This is a genomic window from Streptomyces sp. NPDC048484 (genome assembly GCF_040651415.1).
In the GTDB taxonomy this organism is placed as follows: domain Bacteria; phylum Actinomycetota; class Actinomycetes; order Streptomycetales; family Streptomycetaceae; genus Streptomyces.
The window spans coordinates 35,227-53,773 of the sequence record NZ_JBEZJY010000014.1 but is presented as its reverse complement, the minus strand read 5'-3'; the positions used below and the strand labels follow the sequence as shown (position 1 = coordinate 53,773).

Sequence of the window (18,547 nt, the reverse complement as noted above, 5' to 3'; positions counted from 1 at the left end):
GGGAGGGGAACACATGGCGCGCGTGCGCCTGAAGAGCACTGGGCGACACCGCGCTGTGAAGCCGGCCAAGGGAGCCCGCCAGGCCGTCGCGCTGGCGACGGTACTGTCCGCGGCGGGCGTCCAGGCCGTCACGTCGACGGGTACGGCGGAGGCTGTCCCCGACCCGACGTGGACCGAGGGGCCGATCTTCAACGATCCGCTCGGCACCACCGACCAGCAGGCCGCGATCCGTACCCGGCTGATCGAGCTGACGGACTCCGCGTTGCCCGGCTCCACGATCAAGGTCGCGGTCTACCACGTCTGGGAGGCAGGCGTCGTCAGCGCGCTCGTCGCCGCCAAGGACCGCGGCGTGGACGTGCAGGTGCTGCTCGACGAGTCCAGCGTCAGCGACCGCCCGACCAACACCGCGTACGGGACGCTCGCCTCGGGCCTCGGCACGGACCGCACTCAGGGCTCGTACGTCGCGACCTGTCCGGCGAACAGGTCGTGTCTCGGCGACCCGCAGTTCGGGCAGTCGATCATGCACAACAAGTTCTGGCTGTTCTCGGCGGTCGAGGGCGCCACGAACGTGGTCGTCGAGACCACCTCGAACTCCACGCCGTCCGCGCACACCCGCTTCTTCAACGACGCGCTGCTGCTGCCGAACAACCCGACGATGTACGACGCGTACGCGGACTACTTCGACACGATGGTCACGCGGGACTGGAAGTCCTGGAACTACCGCACGGTGAGCAACGGCCGCTACAAGGCGTACTTCTTCCCGCGGTCGGGCAATACGCGGGCCACCGACACGGTGTACTCGACGCTCAACAACGTCACCTGCAAGTACAAGGACACCGCGGGTGTCACCCAGTCGACCAAGGTCCGGGTGGCGATCTTCAAGATCACGCGGTTGGCGATCGCGGAGAAGCTGGTCTCGCTGAAGAAGGCCGGCTGTTCGGTGAGCATCGTCTACGCGGAGTCGGACAGCGCCAAGAGCAGCGGCGGGACCAAGGGCACCTGGGAGAAGATGCACACCACGGGGGGCCCGACCGTACGCTGCTACAACGACGACCGGGACCCGCTGAACCCCGGCCAGAAGCTGGCGGCGCCGTACATCATCCACTCCAAGTACATCCTCGTCGACGGCATGTACGACGGCGTGAGGAACAAGATCAGCTTCACCGGCTCCGGGAACTACACGGGCCCCGCGCTGCGCGAGAACGACGAGTCGATCGTGAAGGTCGACGACGACGCCGTGCACGACATGTACAAGATCCACTTCGACCGGGTGACCAGGGTCGCCTACCCGGGGACCGCGGACACCACGGACCTGTGCAGGGGTGTGAAGCCGCTGCCCGCGGACGGCGAGCCCACCTAGGGCCTGTCCAGGCGGCCAGGTCGGGGCCCGGTTTGACCCCCAGGTCGGGGCCCCGTAACCTTGACCCTCGGTGTGTTTAGTGATGCACCGCATTCCCGTAAACCTCTTCCTCCCGACGGCTCGCGCCCCGGGAGAGGCTGCCTGCTTGCTTACTTCGGTGGCTGGACTGCGGGGATTCCGGTTTCGAGCGAAAGAGAGATCCGTGTACGCCATCGTGCGCAGCGGTGGTCGACAGCACAAGGTTGCTGTCGGCGACATCGTTGAGGTTGACAAGATTCCCACCGCCCTGGTTGGCGACACGGTCGAGCTCTCGACCCTGCTCGTTGTCGACGGCGACGCTGTCACCAGCGACCCGTGGGTACTGGCCGGCATCAAGGTCCAGGCCGAGATCGTGGATCACCACAAGGGTGTCAAGATCGACATCCTTCGCTACAAGAACAAGACCGGTTACCGCCGTCGTCAGGGCCACCGCCAGCAGTACACGGCGATCAAGGTCACTGAGATCCCCGCGGCTGCGAAGTAAGGGACTGAGGAGAGATGGCACACAAGAAGGGCGCATCGTCCACCCGGAACGGTCGCGACTCAAATGCTCAGCGGCTCGGCGTGAAGCGCTTCGGCGGTCAGCTCGTCAACGCCGGTGAGATCCTGGTCCGTCAGCGTGGCACCCACTTCCACCCCGGCGTGAAGGTCGGCCGTGGCAAGGACGACACGCTGTTCGCGCTGGCCGCCGGTGAGGTCGAGTTCGGCAAGCACCGTGGTCGCAAGGTCGTGAACATCGTTCCGGTCGCCTGACCGGATCTTTCGCGAGGCGGACCTCACTTCCCGTACGGGAAGCGGGTCCGCCTTTCGCGTGTTTTAACTGAGTAGTGATCACTGTGACCGCGACCGCGACTGCGACCGCGTGGTGATCACCGATGAGAGATTTCCCGTACGTAACTGGAGGCACATCCCATGACCACCTTCGTGGACCGCGTCGAGCTGCATGTCGCCGCGGGTAGCGGAGGTCACGGCTGTGCCTCCGTCCACCGGGAGAAGTTCAAGCCCCTCGGTGGCCCGGACGGCGGCACCGGCGGCCGTGGCGGTGACGTGATCCTGGTCGTCGACCAGTCCGTCACCACGCTCCTCGACTACCACCACTCCCCGCACCGCAAGGCCACCAGCGGCAGGCCCGGCGAGGGCGACAACCGGTCCGGCAAGGACGGGCAGGACCTGGTTCTGCCGGTGCCGGACGGCACGGTCGTCCAGGACAAGGCCGGCAACGTGCTCGCGGACATGGTGGGCCACGGCACGACGTACGTGGCCGCGGAGGGCGGCAGGGGCGGCCTCGGCAACGCGGCACTGGCCTCGGCGCGCCGTAAGGCTCCGGGCTTCGCGCTGCTGGGCGTTCCCGGCGGCATGCAGGACATCGTCCTGGAGCTGAAGACCGTCGCGGACGTGGCGCTGGTCGGCTACCCGAGCGCGGGCAAGTCCTCGCTGATCTCGGTCCTGTCGGCCGCGAAGCCGAAGATCGCCGACTACCCCTTCACCACGCTCGTCCCCAACCTCGGTGTCGTGACGGCCGGTTCGACGGTCTACACGATCGCCGACGTGCCGGGACTGATCCCGGGGGCCAGCCAGGGCAAGGGCCTGGGGCTGGAGTTCCTGCGCCACGTGGAGCGCTGCGAGGTGCTGGTCCACGTTCTGGACACGGCGACCCTGGAGTCGGACCGTGACCCCGTCTCCGACCTCGACGTCATCGAGGAGGAGCTGAAGCAGTACGGCGGCGGTCTCGACCGCCGGCCGCGGATGGTCGTCCTGAACAAGATCGACGTGACGGACGGCAAGGACCTGGCCGAGATGGTCCGCCCGGACCTGGAGGCGCGCGGCTATCAGGTCTTCGCGATCTCGGCGGTGGCCCACACGGGCCTCAAGGAGCTCTCCTTCGCCCTGGCCGAGCTGGTCTCCCAGGCCCGTGCGGCGAAGCCCAAGGAAGAGGCGACCCGGATCGTCATCCGCCCGAAGGCGGTCGACGACGCCGGCTTCACGGTGGTGCCGGAGGAGGACGGCCTCTACCGCGTGCGCGGTGAGAAGCCGGAGCGCTGGGTCCGTCAGACCGACTTCAGCAACGACGAGGCCGTCGGCTACCTCGCCGACCGCCTTGCCCGTCTCGGCGTCGAGGCCTCGCTGATGAAGGCGGGCGCCCGCACGGGTGACGGCGTCGCCATCGGCCCCGAGGAGAACGCCGTCGTCTTCGACTGGGAGCCCACGGTCATGGCCGGCGCGGAAATGCTCGGCCGCCGTGGCGAGGACCACCGCTTCGACGCGCCGCGACCTGCCTCGCAGCGCCGTCGCGACAAGCAGGCGGAGCGGGACGACTCGGACCAGGAGTACGACGACTTCAACCCGTTCTAAACGGCTGCCCCCGCCTGCCCTCGGCGCCTCCGAGGGCAGGCGGGGGATTCCCTGCGGACCCGGTGGGGGTTGCCCGCGCAGTTCCCACCGCCCCGCAGCCGACGACGCACCACGCACCACGCACCACAAGAACGAGGGGCCCGGAGAATCTCCGGGCCCCTCGTTTCACTTCACTCGCTCACCGCGGCAGCGCTCACGGCTTCGCGGCTACGCCGCTACGCGTTGACTGAGTCCTCCGCCTCGTTCGGATCCTGCGCGGACTCCTCCGCCGCATCCTCCTTCGCCGACCGAGGCGAAGGAATCTCCGCGGCGAGCCGCGACTCCATCCGCACCCGCCGCTCGTCGGCCTTGGTGCACAGGTCGTCGATCGCCGCGTTGAAGCGGTCCATCGACGGCGGGTCGGAAGGACCGAGCAGGTGCTCCTTCAGCGCGGCACGGGCAGCCGTGAACTGGTCCTTCTCGGGCCGCCGGACCGACTCCAGGAGCGTCGGCACGGCCTCCGCGCCGGGCGCGAGCACGACGCCGGCGGACACGGTCGGGAACCCCGTGCGGAACGCCGACTCGGACATCCCCGAGGTGTTGGCGACCGCGTACGGCTTCTCGCTCGACAGCCAGTCGGAGACGACCGACGAGACATCGCTGACCAGCAGGTCCGCCTGGTTGAAGCAGGCGAAAATGGCCGGCCGGGCCTCCGTGATGATCTGGTGCTCCCACTCGGGGAGAGACGCCCAGTACGCCTTCTCCCAGGCCAGCGTGGCGTCCGTGATGGCGGCCTCGCGGTTGCCCCGGGGCGTGCCCTGGAGCAGCATCCGCTCCATTTCGTCGGCGCTCTGCCGGAAGTCGGTCGAGGTCAGCTTGTCCAACTCGGCCGTACGACGCGCCAGTTCGGCGGCGGCACCGGCGTCGGGACGGGCGCCCGACCGCTTGGTGTTGGCCTCGCGGATCATCGCCTTGATGCGCTCGTTCGCGGCGCCCGCGCGCAGGTCGACGGAACCGGTCATCGGGTGCGGCTTGTAGAGGAGCCGTACACCGTCGTCGGCCAGCAGCCGCCGCACGATGTTCTCGCCGGCCAGCACCACCGACGTGTTGCCGGGGTTGCCGTCCCAGCCCTCCCAGGTGGGGGCGTACAGCACGGTCGTGAACGCGCCCGTCGGCGCTCCCGAGTACGGGCGGATCGGCGCGAGCTGAGGGCGGCCGACCTCCACGATGTCCTTGTTCTCGACGCCGACCTCGGCCAGCTCGTACCGCTCGCGGGCCGCGGGGCCGGCCACCCACACCTCGTCGTACGCCTTCGCGTACGGGTTGCAGGAGGAGAGCTTGTCGCTCTCGCCGTGGTTGATGAAGGCGTGCTTGACGGTGGGGATGCGCAGGGCCTGCGAGGTCTTCGCGGCGTTGGCGGGGTGCAGCATCATCTTCAGCGTCGAGTTCTCCAGCGAGAACATCGTCGAGACCTTCGGGAAGCAGATGACCGGCACGTCGGTGGCCTCGATCTTCTGCACCATGAACCGCTCGCGGAGCACGATCAGCGGCTTCGCATCGACCGCGGAGACCGTGGAGAGCCACATGTTCGCCTGGTACGCGGAGGTCGTACCGCCGGAGAAGTACATGGCCACCGTCGGCCGGTAGTCGGCCAGCCACTGGTCCAGCCACTCCATGACCTGCTGGTCGCTCTTGGCGCGCTTCTTCGGCAGCAGCCAGGTGGCGAGGTAGGCCGTGCCGCCGCCGATCAGGGCGAGGGCGATCCCGAGGCCGATGGCGCCCCAGTACGCGTCCGTGGTGGCCGCGGTGACCAGCAGGCCGGCCGTGGTCGGGACGGAGAAGGTGAGCAGCCGGTGGCCGGGGCGGCGGGCCAGTATGCGCGGCGGCGCGGTGGTCAGGCGCAGCGCGGACGCGTCGATGTTCCGGGTGACGATAGGCAGCGTACGGGTGCGGCGGACCATGATCGCGGCGGCCTGGCAGGCGAAGTGCAGGGCGTAGAAGAAGCACAGTCCGACCAGCAGCGGCGCCTGCTCGTGCGTCGGGTTGACGCCGTCGATCCGCAGGAGCCCCACCAGGATCAGCATGTCGCGCAGCAGCTGCCGGACCGTGGCGTCGAAGCGGACCTTGCCGAGCAGCGAGAGCAGGCCGGGATCCCGGTACTGCAAGTACACGTCGAGGGTCAGGCCCGCAGCGCTGGCGGCGATGAACACCGGGACGTTCGGCAGCAGAGCGGAGACGATCTGAGCCGTGAAGAGCGCGAGCATCGAGAGCAGTACGGACAGCTGCACGATGCGGCGGGTGGCGAGTCCGGCGGAGGGCACGGAATGGGCTCCTGCAAGGGATGCGGCGGATGGGGGGAAGCGTGGAGGTCGGGCCTCGCCGTACCTCCCTACAGCTCGTACGGGAGAGGCCGATCCCTGACCGTATGACCTCTGGCGCCGCCTAGCAATCTTGCGTGAGAACTATCACCGGATATGGGTTTAAAACGATGAGAGCCTGTGGGGCTCCTTTGTCGCCCTCCGCAGGCCCGTCACCTCGCCTCCACCCCGCGTCCGCCCCTCGAAACACGAAGGCGTCCGCCACCCACTGTCACGTAGATTGCACGGACCGGGCAGGTCGGAACATTGGGGTACAGCGTGTCAGCGGCTAGGCAGGCGGCAAGCAGGCAGGGTGTGGTGGAAGCCCGCAGAATCGTCGTCAAGGTGGGCTCCTCATCCCTGACCACGGCGTCCGGAGGCCTCGACGCAGACCGCGTGGACGCCCTCGTCGACGTACTCGCCAAGAATCACCGGGGCGGGGAGAAGGAGGTCGTCCTCGTCTCGTCCGGTGCCATCGCCGCGGGCCTCGCCCCCCTGGGCCTGCGCCGCCGCCCCAAGGACCTCGCCCGCCAGCAGGCCGCCGCCAGCGTCGGCCAGGGCCTCCTCGTCGCCCGCTACACCGCGTCCTGCGCCCGCTACGGCATCCGGGTCGGTCAGGTGCTGCTCACCTCGGACGACATGAGCCGCCGCGCCCACCACCGCAACGCCTCCCGCACCCTCGACAAGCTCCTCGCGATGGGCGCCCTGCCGGTCGTCAACGAGAACGACACCGTCGCCACGGACGAGATCCGCTTCGGTGACAACGACCGACTCGCGGCCCTCGTCGCCCATCTCGTCCGCGCCGACCTGCTGGTCCTCCTCTCCGACGTGGACGGCGTGTACGACGGGGACCCCAGCAGGCCCGGTACGTCGCGGATAGCCGAAGTGCGCACTCCGGCGGACCTCGCCCACGTCGACATCGGCAGTGCGGGCAGGGCGGGCGTCGGTACCGGAGGCATGGTCACCAAGGTCGAGGCGGCCCGGATCGCGGCCGCGGCCTGCATTCCGGTGGTGCTGACGAGTGCCGTCCACGCCGCGGACGCCCTCGCGGGAAGGGACACCGGCACCTACTTCCACGCCACCGGCCGCCGCTCCGCCGACCGTCTGCTGTGGCTCCAGCACGCGTCGACCCCGCAGGGCGCCCTGGTCCTGGACGACGGGGCCGTGCGCGCGGTCGTCGAGCGGCGTACGTCACTGCTGCCCGCGGGTATCGCGGCCGTCGAGGGCGACTTCACCGCGGGCGACCCGGTCGAACTGCGCGACAGCGCGGGGCGGGCGGTCGCCCGGGGCCTGGTCAACTTCGACGCCAAGGAGATTCCGCAGCTGATCGGGCGCTCCACGCACGAACTGGCCCGCGAGCTGGGCCCCGCGTACGAACGTGAGGTCGTCCATCGCGACGATCTGGTGCTGCTGCACCCGTGAGACGCCGTGAGGCGTTGTGAGGCGTTGTGAGGGCCCGCGGAGTCGGCGGGGTCGTCGGGGAGGCCTACGCCGGCGTACGCCTGGTGCCGTGGCCGACAGGGGGCGCCGTGCCCGGTCGTGGCCGCGACCGGCGGCCGGGCCCCCGGCCGAAAACAGTGGGGAACGCCGGACAAAGCCCCTGCCTGGAGGGGGACCTTCGGTAAAAGTGCCACGCGGCGCGTTCCCACCTGCTCAACTTTGTCTCAGGGAGACCCCCTGGAGTCCGAGCGGACCCATTGCGTAAAGGAGGCCGTCGTGAGACGAGTGCGCCCTGGGACGGTGGCGTCCCGAGGTGTTGCCGGCTCCCGCGCGGCAGGCGAGGAGCGGGCGCTCACCAGCGTCGCGGCCGGTGTCACGTACGAGGCCGAGGAGCCGCAGGACCTGCCGAGGCTGTGGCACGTCACGCTGAGCGTCTCGGGCGGTGAAGCCCCGCTGAAAGAGGTCAGGCGCGGTCTGGAACAGCTCGCCCACGACCACCCCTTTCTGCTGACCAGCCGGTACGCCAACGACCATGCGGAGATCCGTTACTGGGAGGAGGCCCGCGACCTGCACGACGCGGCTGCGGTCGCGCTGCGGCTGTGGGGCGAGCACCGCCAGACCGCGAAGCTGCCGCCCTGGGAGATCGTCGGCCTGGAGGTCATCGACCGCGAGACCTACCACCAGCGGATCGCGGAGGGGTACGGGCCGCTGCCCGCCACCCCCGTCGGCGTACACCCGTTCTAACCTCTACCCTTTAACCCCTGGCCTCTGGTTCTCTGCGAACCTCTGGCCTCTGAACCTCTGGCCTCTGAACCTCTGGGGTTCCTGGGGGTACACGCTTTCTACGGTCATTTCAGGACCTGTCTCGCGGTGTGGGACAACGGCTGAACACCCCTCGCGGGCGCACTACCCTGCGGGATATGACCACGCTCTCGCCGTACGACTCGATGTCCCCGGTCACCCAGGCCGCCTACCGGGCCAAGGGCGCCGCCGCCGATCTCGCTCCGCTGCCCCGGGCCGAGAAGGACGACGCGCTGCTCGCGATCGCGGACGCCCTCGAGGTCCGTACGAGCGAGATCGTCGAGGCCAATGCCAAGGACATCGAGCGCGCCCGCGAGGCCGGCACCAGCGAGACCGTCATCGACCGGCTCACGCTCACCCCCGAGCGGATCCGCGCGATCGCCTCCGACGTGCGCGACGTGGTGGCGCTGCCCGACCCGGTCGGCGAGGTCGTCCGCGGGTCGACCCTCCCGAACGGCATCGACCTGCGCCAGGTCCGTGTCCCCCTCGGCGTCGTCGGCATCATCTACGAGGCCCGCCCGAACGTGACGGTCGACGCGGCCGCCCTGTGCCTGAAGTCCGGTAACGCGGTGCTGCTGCGCGGCTCGTCCTCGGCGTACGAGTCCAACGCCGCCCTCGTCCGCGTCCTGCGCGACGCCGTCGGCGGCTCGGGCCTGCCCGCCGACGCCGTCCAGCTCGTGCCGGGCGACAGCCGCGAGTCCGTACGGGAGCTGATGCGCGCCCGGGGTCTCGTCGACGTGCTCATCCCGCGCGGCGGCGCCTCGTTGATCCGTACGGTCGTCCAGGAGTCCACTGTCCCGGTCATCGAGACGGGCACCGGCAACTGCCATGTGTACGTGGACGCGCACGCCGACCTCGACATGGCGATCGACATCCTGATCAACTCCAAGGCGCAGCGGCCCAGCGTCTGCAACTCCGCCGAGACGCTCCTTGTCCACCAGGACATCGCGCCCGAGTTCCTGCCGCGCGCCCTCGACGCCCTCGCGGCGGCCGGCGTCACCGTGCACGCCGACGAGCGCGTCCTCGCCTACGCCAAGGGCTCCAAGGCCACCGTCGTCGAGGCGACGATCGAGGACTGGGAGACCGAGTACCTGTCGTACGACATCGCGGCGGCCGTCGTCGACTCGCTGGAGCGGGCCGTCGACCACATCCGGCTGTGGACCTCCGGGCACACCGAGGCGATCGTCACCACCTCGCAGCAGGCGGCCCGCCGCTTCACCCAGCTGGTGGACTCGACGACGGTGGCCGTGAACGCGTCCACGCGCTTCACGGACGGCGGTCAGTTCGGCTTCGGCGCCGAGATCGGGATCTCCACGCAGAAGCTGCACGCGCGGGGGCCGATGGGGCTGCCGGAGCTGACGAGCACCAAGTACATCGTCACGGGCGACGGGCACATCCGGCGCGGATGAATCTCCCTACTGTCTGCCCAAATTGACCACCCCGGTTTACTCTGGATTCGTGCCGGAGGACGTGGGGGGCATGCCGTTCCCTGACGGCTGGGAGCCCGACGACGACCGCGACCGCGGGGGTGCGGACGAAGAGTTCGCCTCCGTGGTCTTCGACGAGGCCTTCGTGCGGGCGGCGACGGTCCACGAACCGACCGCCGTCGAGCGCCTCCTGGCCGCGGCACAGGCGAGAGTGGAAGCCTCCGAGGCCGAGGCACGCCGGGCGCACGCCCGGGGCGTACGAGGGGACGACGAACTCTACGAAGACGGGTTCGGCCCCGATGGCCTGGGTGATGTCGGCCATGACCCGGATCTGGACGACCTGAACGACAGAGACGTCCTCCACGGCGACTACAACGACCCTGGCACGTACGGGAAGCAGACCCGCTGGCACCGCCCCGTGGCCTGGATGCTCGCTCTCGTGATGGGCGTCGGCATGGTCGCGCTGGCTTTCGCGGCGGTCTACCGGGGTTCCTCCTCCGGCAGCGGGGACCAGGCCCCGCCGCCCGCCTCCACCGGGCTCGAACAGGGGAGCGGTGTGGGCCCCTCGGCCTCCGCCGACTACTCCCAGCCGGCCGCTTCCGCGGAGCCCCGCTTACCGTGAGGGTTTCCGCGAGCCCCCGTGAGGCCTCACGGGGACCCGTGAGGCCCCGTGAGATCTCGTGAGATCAGCGCCAGATCTCGTGAGATCAGCGCCGGAACAGGTTTGAAAAGCCTCTTCCGCAGCCTGTGAGGCCGGCCCGGGACGCTGTGGCGCATCTGGTGAGAACCTGTCAGAACTTGTCGTGTAGCAGGGCGTTTACCTGAGGTCCAGGAGACCTACTCTGAAAGTATGGGCAGTCCTGGAGAGCCACCTGAAGGGACATCCGAGGGTGTTCCCGGTGGTGGCGAGGAGGAGTACCGGTCCGTCGTCTTCGACGAATCGTTCGTCAAGGCTGCCCGCCTCCAGGAATTCTCCGCGCAGGAGCGGATCGGCGACCACACCCCGGCCGTCCGCCGCCGCCCGCCGATGCGCCGCGGTCTGTCCCGGCAGGCGCTGATCCTCGTCGTCCTGATCGCCGTGGCGTTCGGCACGGCGATCTACATGGGCGTACGCCATCCGTACCAGACCCCCGTCGCGAAGCACCCCGAACCGCTGCGGATGACCGTGATACCGCTCGCGCCACAGAGCCGCGTGCCGGGCTCGGTCGATGTGGACGGGCTCTTCGCCCACAGCCCCGCCGACCAGTTCCGCATCGGCGCCGACGGCATCACCCTGCCGGCCTCCCGGCGCACCGCGCACTTCTCCGACAGCCAGGTCGTCACCGCGCTGACCACGGCGAAGGACTACCTCGTCGAGTCCTCGCTGGACCCGGACGTCCTCACCGGCGGCGTCAGCCGGTCCGTACGGATACTGCTCGACCCGCAGCAGCTCGACCAGTTCGACCAGAGCTTCCAGCGCCCCACCGCGGACGGGCGGCACGCGCCCACCGGCTGGCTGGTCCGCTTCGACCCGAAGCAGGCCGAGCTGGCCGACCCCAAGATCCGGGTGCAGGGCACGCTGACCACCGCCGAGACGGACTCCGACAGCCTTGAGGTCAGCTCCGACCACACCTTCGTCTACGCCCTGCGGCCGGCCGGCTCGGACGAGACGGCCGAGGTCTCGCTGTTCACCGTGCGGCGCGAACTGCACTTCCGGTTCGACCGCGACGACCTGCGCATGCACCAGGCCGAGCTCCTCGTCTCCTACGTCCAGGCCGGGCCGCTGGCCTGCGCAGAGGACGCGACGAACCAGCTGCGTCCGCTCCTCGCGGGAGAGACGGCCAAGGCGGGCGGCCCGGCCGGCACCGACCCGTTCGCCACGGGCAGTGCCACGGCGCTGTGCGGGTCGCTGGCGGCCAGTGCCCAGCCCAAGCTCTAGAGCTTGAAGAGCTTGAGCAGAGCTCCGGTGGAGCTTCAGCAGAGCTCCGGTCGGCCGTGGTCGAACGCTCATGCCCGGATCGGATCAGGCGCTTCCGTTGGGGCTCTCGTCGTCCGGACGGTCGGTGGGCGGCTGCTCCTTGGGGGAGCTGCTGGAGCCCCCGCTGTCACCGCCGCCGCTGTCACCGCTGCTGCTGCCGCTCGCGAAGCCGCCGAAGCCGCGCCGGACCCGGCCGCCGAGGTCGCCCGCCCCGCCTGCGATGTCGGTGACCAGCTTCATCAGCGGGTCCTTGGAGTTCTTCATGTCGGTGGCGTAGCTGGCCGCCGACTGGCGGAAGGAGTCCGTGACCGAGGTGTCGCGGTCCTCGTCGCGGCGCGGGTAGTGGCCGTCCATGATCCGCTGGTAGTCGCGGGACTCCGCCCACTTCTTCAGCTCCGCCGCCCTGACCGTGGTGAACGGGTGGGAGCGGGGCATCACGTTCAGGATCTTGAGCACGGAGTCGCGGAGGTCGCCGCCGGCCTCGTACTCCTCGGCCTGCGCGAGGAACGCGTCCACGTTCATCTCGTGCAGGTGGTTGCCGCCCGCGATCTTCATCAGGCCGCGCATCGAGGACCGCAGGTCCTGGCCGACCAGAAGGCCCGCGCGGTCCGCGGACAGCTCGGACTTGCGGAACCACTCGCGCAGGGCGGTCACGATCGCCATGATCGCGAGGTTGCCGAGCGGGATCCACGCCACGCGCAGGGCGAGGCTGGTCAGGAAGAGCAGGATCGTGCGGTAGACGGAGTGGCCCGACAGCGCGTGGCCCACCTCGTGGCCGATGACCGCCCGCATCTCCTCCTCGTCGAGCAGCTCGACGAGGCCGGTGGTGACGACGATGATCGGCTCGTCCAGGCCGATGCACATCGCGTTCGGCTGAGGGTCCTGGTTGACGTACATCGGCGGGACCTTCTCCAGGTCCAGGATGTAACAGGCGTCGCGCAGCATCACGTTCAGGTGGGCGAACTGGGCGTCCGAGACACGCACCGAGTCCGACAGGAACAGCAGCCTCAGACTGCGCTCCGGGAGCAGGCCGCTGAGCGCCTTGAAGACCGTGTCGAAGCCGCTGAGCTTGCGCAGGGCGACCAGAGCCGAGCGGTCCGCAGGGTGCTCGTACGCCCGGGAGGAGATCCCCTCGAAGCGCCTGCGCTGCCTGCTCGGTACGTTCTCGTGGCTGTCTTCTGGCATGTGGTCCCCCATGCGTTTGATTGCCTTCTGTGCCCCCAAGGCGGGGTCCAGCCTAGGCGGAGATACCGTGGACGGGCAGTACAGCGAAGGAGTAGTACGTCATGGAGCATCTCCCCGGATCCTGGCTCACCGAGGCCGCGAGCGCCGCCCAGCAGCAAGGGGCCGGCAATCTCCTCCGCATCGTGCTGATCGTGATGGTCGTCGGCTGTGGGCTGGCCGCCTGGTTCCTGTTGCGCGGCTACAAACGGGACGACTGAGACCCCGCGGAAGGTTCCCGCCCCGGCGGGTTCGGGTGGCGGACTCCGACATTCCCGATGGCGGAGTCGAAGTGAGGGGGGAGAGGGCATCCGCTTACGATGTGCGGAAGTCTTTATCCCGCCCTCCCCCACTTTCGGCTTCGTCCGAGCGGGGGACCCCCATCGGATAGGTCCTGCCGAAGATGAGCCTCCACAGCACCGCTGCCCAGTTGGTCACACTCGCCGCCGAGGGCGAGGAGCACGGCGGCAACCACCAGAGCCTCAACCCCCTGTTCGTCGGCGGTGGAGCCTTCCTCGCCCTCCTGCTGCTGTTGTGGATCACCACCCGCTTCAACCGGGACCGCTGACGCCCGTGCGACCGAGCCCGCCGCGCGGGCCGGTAGGGTCTGCACGCATGGGAGAGCAGGACATGCCTACCGGTCCGGCGGGCGGCACGGCGCACGGCGTACGGCGGGGCACGGGAAACGGCCCGTCGAACCCGGGCAAGCGCCGCCTCGGTGTCATGGGCGGAACGTTTGACCCGATCCACCACGGACACCTCGTGGCCGCCAGCGAGGTCGCCGCGCAATTCCACCTCGACGAGGTGGTGTTCGTGCCGACCGGCCAGCCGTGGCAGAAGTCCGACCGCAGCGTCTCTCCGGCCGAGGACCGCTATCTGATGACAGTCATCGCGACCGCCGAGAACCCGCAGTTCTCCGTGAGCCGCATCGACATCGACCGCGGTGGCCCGACCTACACCACGGACACGCTGCGCGACCTGCGCGCGCTCAATCCCGACACGGACCTCTTCTTCATCACGGGCGCCGACGCGCTCGGCCAGATCCTCACCTGGCGCGACGCCGAGGAGCTGTTCTCCCTCGCGCACTTCATCGGGGTCACCCGGCCAGGCCACATACTGACCGACACCGGTCTGCCGGAGGGCGGCGTCTCGCTCGTCGAGGTTCCCGCGCTCGCGATCTCGTCCACGGACTGCCGGGTCAGGGTCGCAAAGGGTGATCCGGTCTGGTACTTGGTGCCGGACGGTGTGGTGCGCTACATCGACAAGCGAGACCTGTACCGCGGCGAGTGAGCCGAGAGGGGCACCGGTGAACGACCGATACGACGCTGGGTACGGGGGCGACCAGTACGAACTCGTCGGCTACGACGAGTTCGGGCAGCCTGTGTACCGGCAGGTGCCGCAGCCCGGGCAGTCTCCGCAGTACCCGCCGCACCCCGGGCAACAGGACGAGTACGGCTCGTACGACCCCTACGGCGGGCAGGGGCAGGGGCACGACCCTGGTCAAGGGCAGGGCCATGGGCAGACGCAGACGCACGCTCAGGGCTACGGGCAGGGTGGGCAGGAGTACGGCCAGGGGTACGGGCAGGGCTACGGCTACGACCCGTACGCGGGTCAGCAGGCGTCGCCCGGCGGGTCGTACGACACCGGGCAGCAGCAGCCTGTGTCGTCCTATGACACCGGCCGGCAGCAGCCTGTGTCGTCCCATGACACCGGCCGGCAGCAGCCCCATGTCGCCGAGCAGACCGCCTACATCCCGCAGCAGGCGGGCCCCTCGGAGTCTCCGACGCCAACGCCAACGCCAACGCCGTCGCAGTCGCCGTCGCCGGGTGAGCCGCGGAGTGAATCCGACTACCGCACCGAGCAGTTCGCGTTCGTCGAGGAGCAGCCCGAGGACTCCGAAGACGTCATCGACTGGCTGCAGTTCACCGAGAACCGCACCGAGCGGCGCGAGGAGGCCAAGCGCCGGGCGCGGGGCCGGGTCGTCGCTCTCGTCGTCGTGTTCGCGCTGGTCGCGGTCGGCGGATCCGGTTACCTCTGGTACGCCGGGAAGCTGCCCGGAGTGTCGTCGGACTCGAAGGCCGGGACGACCACCGCGGCCGGCGCCCAGAAGCGTGACGTGATCGTCGTCCACCTGCACAACACCAAGGGCAGTGGCACCTCGACGGTGCTGCTCGTCAACAACACCACCACCAAGCGGGGCACCACGGTCCTGCTGCCCAACTCCCTTGCCCTGACGGACGACAACGGCACCGCGACCACTCTCTCCAAGTCGGTCGACGACGACGGTTCCTCGGGGACGCGCGACGAGCTCGACACCGTACTCGGGACGGACATCGAGGGCACCTGGCGCCTCGACACCCCGTATCTCAACAACCTGGTCGAGCTGGTCGGCAACATCGACATCGACACCGACACGGACGTGCCGGACCCCGAGGCGAAGAAGAAGGGCGAGGCCCCGCTCGTCAAGAAGGGCGAGGAGCAGACGCTCAGCGGCAAGATGGCCGTCGCGTACGCCACGTACCGCGGTTCCGGGGAGCCGCAGAACGCGCAGCTGCAACGGTTCGGTCAGGTCATGCAGGGAGTGCTGCGCAAGCTGTCCTCCGACGCGCAGGCCGCGACGACCACCGTGCAGTCGCTCGCGCAGATCCTCGACCCGTCATTGACCGACAACGACCTGGGCACGTTCCTCGCCAAGCTCGCGGACCGTGCCAAGGAGGGCGACTTCAAGACGGCGCTGCTGCCCGTCCAGACGGACGGCCGGCTCAGTGCCCAGGCCGCCGACGGCGTGGTCAAGGAGGTGCTGGGCGGCGCCGCCAAGAGCCCCGGGAAGGGCGCCGCCGTCCAGGTCGGCATCCGCAACGCCACGGCCGACGAGGACGCCACCGAGCAGGCCCGTGTCGTCCTGCTCAACGGCGGCTACACCTTCGTCGACGCCGGTACGGCCGATGGCACGCAGACGGTGTCCGAGATCACATACACCGACGCCGCGAAGAAGGAGGACGCGGCGGAGGTCGCCAAGACACTGGGTCTGCCCGCGACCGCGGTGAAGAAGGGCAAGGTCACCTCGAACGCGGATGTGTCGGTGGTGCTGGGCCAGGACTACAAGGTGAGCGAGTAGGCCTGCCGGGCAGGCCCCATTCCGAGGGGCTCGCTCCGAGGGCGGGCCTCACGCCGGACTCGCTCCGAGGAGCGATCCGTTTATCGCGTGGGGTGCCGTCGGCGGTCCGTGAGACCCTTGAGGTATGACCCCCCGGGGTTTCCTGACCGTCTACGGAAAGCCTTGTAGTGACCGCCACTGACCGCTCTACCGAGCTCATCACCACCGCCGCGCAGGCGGCCGCCGACAAGCTCGCGCACGACATCATCGCGTACGACGTCAGCGACGTGCTGTCGATCACGGACGCCTTCCTGCTGGCCTCCGCGCCCAACGACCGCCAGGTCAAGTCGATCGTCGACGAGATCGAGGAGCGGCTGAACAAGGAACTCGGCGTGAAGCCGGTGCGCCGTGAGGGCGACCGCGACGCCCGCTGGATCCTGCTCGACTACGTCGACATCGTGGTGCACGTCCAGCACAGCGAGGAGCGTGTGTTCTACGCGCTGGAGCGGCTCTGGAAGGACTGCCCCGAGATCGACCTCCCCGCGGACGCCAAGGCCACGCGGGGCAAGGCCGCCGAGCACGTCGAGCTCCAGGACGCGGAGGACGCCGCCGAACTGCACGGAGAACTTCGATGACCGCCGGCGCGGGCCGTCCGGCGGCGGACGGCAGACCGCTGTCCGAGGCCGGGAAGACGGCAGCCCGGGGGCGCCGCGTCATCCTGTGGCGCCACGGTCAGACGCTGTGGAACGTGGAGCGTCGCTTCCAGGGCACCACGGACGTCGAGCTCACCGAGACCGGCGTGGGCCAGGCCCGCCGCGCCGCCCGGCTGCTCGCGTCCCTGGAGCCCGACGCGATCGTCGCCTCGGACCTGAAGAGGGCGGCGAACACCGCCGGTGAGCTGGCCGCGCTCACCGGCCTCGACGTGACGCACGACGAGGGCCTGCGGGAGACGTACGCGGGCGCCTGGCAGGGCCTGACGCACGAGGAGATCATCGCGCGGTACGGCGAGCAGTACGCGGGCTGGAAGCGCGGCGAGCCCGTTCGCCGGGGCGGCGGCGAACTGGAGACCGAGGTCGCCGACCGTGCGGCCCCCGTGGTGCTCCGGCACGCCGAGAAGCTCCCGGACGACGGCACGCTCGTGGTCGTCAGCCACGGCGGCACCATCCGTACCACCATCGGCCGCCTCCTCGGCCTGGAGTCCCAGCACTGGGAGAGCCTCGGCGGCCTCTCCAACTGCTGCTGGTCCGTCCTCGGCGAGGGCGCCCGAGGATGGCGGCTCCTGGAGCACAACGCGGGAACTCTGCCGGAGCCGGTGCTGGGCGACGACGACTAGGAGCTCCGGCCGGGACGAGTGGGCACGCCGGGGCCCACTCATGTCGGCCGGAGGACTGCTCAGCACCGGATTTCACTTTCCGGCTGGTCGCAGGCTAAAGTTCTTCTTGTTCCGCCGCCGAGAAAGCGGCTGGGGCAGCACAAGGGGCTATAGCTCAGTTGGTAGAGCGCCTGCATGGCATGCAGGAGGTCAGGAGTTCAATTCTCCTTAGCTCCACAGGTCGATGATCCCGTTCCCACCAGGGGGCGGGATTTTTCGTTGCCCTCCTCGTTCCCGAGGGCCCGAGGGTGCGCTGCGAGGGCCGGTGGACGTCGGCGCGGACTCTTCTTGAACCGGCTTGGGTCCGGCTTGAGTCACCTGGGGCTTCGTGGGCGTATACCTCTTCGGACGCGCACTCGTCTGCATGTTCGCGCTGGCCGCGACTGCCGCGAGGGGTGCCGTGTCCGGACTGGTACGAAGGCGTCGCTGACCGTATTGCTCCGGGCGTGGCAGAATCAAACGGCCGGAAGGGAGCGCGGCCCGACGGGAGGGAGTGGCGATGCCTGTGAGCATCCTCGGGGAGGTCGGCGACCTTCCCGGATCCGGGGTGACACGGGACCCGACCACGCGCCTCGACTGCCCTTCCTGCGGTTCGGCCCACGTCGCTCAAGTCCTCGGAGACAACGGAGGAGTTTCCTACGTGTGCACGGCCTGCGGCCACGGCTGGAGCTGATCGATGGGTGCGCACAGGCGAAAGTGCGATTGGTGCGGCAGTGGCACGCCGATCGTCCGCGACATGGAACCGGTCAACCACGACTACCAGTACTGGTGCGAGGAATGCGCACGGGCACTGATCATAAAAGGCGACGCGATCGAGACGTACCGCGAGCTGGAGGGGGAGCCGATCTACGGCCGGCTCCTCGACGAGCACTGCACGCTCAAACGCTTCTATTCGTTCGCCAGGGCCTGAGTTCGGGCTGAGTTCGGCCTGGGCGGTGCGGGCGGCGCGCGTGGCGCCCGGCGACGGTCGGAAACGATTTGGTGGTGCACCAGGAGGACCGGTAATGTTGGGGTCATCGCCGGGGAGACCTGGTGGGACACCGCAAGGGGCTATAGCTCAGTTGGTAGAGCGCCTGCATGGCATGCAGGAGGTCAGGAGTTCAATTCTCCTTAGCTCCACAGCAGATGAAAGCGGGCCATCCGAT

General features: G+C 69.3%; 18 protein-coding genes and 2 tRNA genes. 18 read left to right on the top strand and 2 right to left on the bottom strand.

Annotated features, from left to right (window positions below):
• Nucleotides 1–13: 13 nt before the first annotated feature.
• The 4 genes from AB0D14_RS16165 to obgE all read left to right on the top strand — a co-directional run bounded on the left by AB0D14_RS16165 (nt 14) and on the right by obgE (nt 3,751).
• Nucleotides 14–1,360 (top strand): phospholipase D-like domain-containing protein, encoded by a 1,347-nt coding sequence (locus tag AB0D14_RS16165; protein WP_362779104.1) that lies wholly within the window; start codon nt 14–16, stop codon nt 1,358–1,360.
• A 202-nt stretch (nt 1,361–1,562) separates the two neighbouring features.
• On the top strand, nt 1,563–1,883 hold the full coding sequence (rplU, locus tag AB0D14_RS16160) for a 50S ribosomal protein L21 (RefSeq protein WP_362779101.1): 321 nt from the start codon (nt 1,563–1,565) through the stop codon (nt 1,881–1,883).
• 14 nt (nt 1,884–1,897) lie between these two features.
• Complete coding sequence (rpmA, locus tag AB0D14_RS16155; RefSeq protein WP_362779100.1) at nt 1,898–2,152, top strand: 50S ribosomal protein L27; 255 nt, start codon at nt 1,898–1,900, stop codon at nt 2,150–2,152.
• Nucleotides 2,153–2,311: 159 nt separating this feature from the next.
• Nucleotides 2,312–3,751: a GTPase ObgE gene (obgE, locus tag AB0D14_RS16150; protein WP_362779098.1), complete on the top strand. Its 1,440-nt coding sequence runs from the start codon at nt 2,312–2,314 to the stop codon at nt 3,749–3,751.
• A gap of 215 nt (nt 3,752–3,966) precedes the next feature.
• Here obgE and AB0D14_RS16145 read toward each other — a convergent pair whose 3' ends face one another.
• Nucleotides 3,967–6,051 carry a hypothetical protein gene (locus AB0D14_RS16145; RefSeq protein WP_362779095.1) on the bottom strand — a complete coding sequence of 695 codons (2,085 nt, stop codon included), beginning with the start codon at nt 6,049–6,051 and terminating at the stop codon, nt 3,967–3,969.
• 351 nt (nt 6,052–6,402) lie between these two features.
• Between AB0D14_RS16145 and proB the strand changes: the two genes are divergently transcribed.
• The 5 genes from proB (at nt 6,403) to AB0D14_RS16120 (ending at nt 11,673) form a co-directional block, all read left to right on the top strand.
• A complete protein-coding gene (gene proB / locus AB0D14_RS16140; protein WP_362779092.1) occupies nt 6,403–7,509 on the top strand; it encodes a glutamate 5-kinase in 1,107 nt (368 codons plus the stop codon).
• A gap of 303 nt (nt 7,510–7,812) precedes the next feature.
• Nucleotides 7,813–8,271, top strand: coding sequence for a hypothetical protein (locus AB0D14_RS16135; RefSeq protein WP_362779334.1), 459 nt, complete (start codon nt 7,813–7,815; stop codon nt 8,269–8,271).
• Nucleotides 8,272–8,447: 176 nt separating this feature from the next.
• Nucleotides 8,448–9,737, top strand: a complete 1,290-nt coding sequence (locus AB0D14_RS16130) for a glutamate-5-semialdehyde dehydrogenase (RefSeq protein ID WP_362779090.1) — start codon at nt 8,448–8,450, stop codon at nt 9,735–9,737.
• 49 nt (nt 9,738–9,786) lie between these two features.
• Nucleotides 9,787–10,377: a hypothetical protein gene (locus tag AB0D14_RS16125; protein ID WP_362779087.1), complete on the top strand. Its 591-nt coding sequence runs from the start codon at nt 9,787–9,789 to the stop codon at nt 10,375–10,377.
• A 228-nt stretch (nt 10,378–10,605) separates the two neighbouring features.
• A complete protein-coding gene (locus AB0D14_RS16120; RefSeq protein ID WP_362779084.1) occupies nt 10,606–11,673 on the top strand; it encodes a hypothetical protein in 1,068 nt (355 codons plus the stop codon).
• An 84-nt stretch (nt 11,674–11,757) separates the two neighbouring features.
• Here AB0D14_RS16120 and AB0D14_RS16115 read toward each other — a convergent pair whose 3' ends face one another.
• Nucleotides 11,758–12,897 carry a M48 family metallopeptidase gene (locus AB0D14_RS16115; RefSeq protein WP_362779081.1) on the bottom strand — a complete coding sequence of 380 codons (1,140 nt, stop codon included), beginning with the start codon at nt 12,895–12,897 and terminating at the stop codon, nt 11,758–11,760.
• A 101-nt stretch (nt 12,898–12,998) separates the two neighbouring features.
• Here AB0D14_RS16115 and AB0D14_RS16110 point away from each other — a divergent pair, with 101 nt between their 5' ends.
• The 9 genes from AB0D14_RS16110 to AB0D14_RS16070 all read left to right on the top strand — a co-directional run bounded on the left by AB0D14_RS16110 (nt 12,999) and on the right by AB0D14_RS16070 (nt 18,521).
• A complete protein-coding gene (locus AB0D14_RS16110; RefSeq protein WP_362779078.1) occupies nt 12,999–13,154 on the top strand; it encodes a hypothetical protein in 156 nt (51 codons plus the stop codon).
• A gap of 182 nt (nt 13,155–13,336) precedes the next feature.
• Complete coding sequence (locus AB0D14_RS16105) at nt 13,337–13,501, top strand: hypothetical protein (RefSeq protein ID WP_362779076.1); 165 nt, start codon at nt 13,337–13,339, stop codon at nt 13,499–13,501.
• A gap of 47 nt (nt 13,502–13,548) precedes the next feature.
• Nucleotides 13,549–14,223 (top strand): nicotinate-nucleotide adenylyltransferase, encoded by a 675-nt coding sequence (nadD, locus tag AB0D14_RS16100; protein WP_362779074.1) that lies wholly within the window; start codon nt 13,549–13,551, stop codon nt 14,221–14,223.
• A gap of 16 nt (nt 14,224–14,239) precedes the next feature.
• Complete coding sequence (locus AB0D14_RS16095) at nt 14,240–16,051, top strand: LCP family protein (protein ID WP_362779071.1); 1,812 nt, start codon at nt 14,240–14,242, stop codon at nt 16,049–16,051.
• A 167-nt stretch (nt 16,052–16,218) separates the two neighbouring features.
• Entirely contained in the window at nt 16,219–16,665 is a 447-nt protein-coding gene (gene rsfS, locus AB0D14_RS16090) for a ribosome silencing factor (protein ID WP_362779069.1), read from the top strand.
• A complete protein-coding gene (locus AB0D14_RS16085) occupies nt 16,662–17,363 on the top strand; it encodes a histidine phosphatase family protein (RefSeq protein WP_362779066.1) in 702 nt (233 codons plus the stop codon). The genes rsfS and AB0D14_RS16085 overlap by 4 nt, the downstream gene beginning before the upstream one ends.
• 143 nt (nt 17,364–17,506) lie before the next feature.
• Nucleotides 17,507–17,579, top strand: a tRNA-Ala gene (locus AB0D14_RS16080).
• A gap of 499 nt (nt 17,580–18,078) precedes the next feature.
• Nucleotides 18,079–18,312, top strand: coding sequence for a hypothetical protein (locus AB0D14_RS16075; protein ID WP_362779064.1), 234 nt, complete (start codon nt 18,079–18,081; stop codon nt 18,310–18,312).
• Between the two features lie 136 nt (nt 18,313–18,448).
• Nucleotides 18,449–18,521 (top strand) — tRNA-Ala (locus tag AB0D14_RS16070).
• Nucleotides 18,522–18,547: the final 26 nt, after the last annotated feature.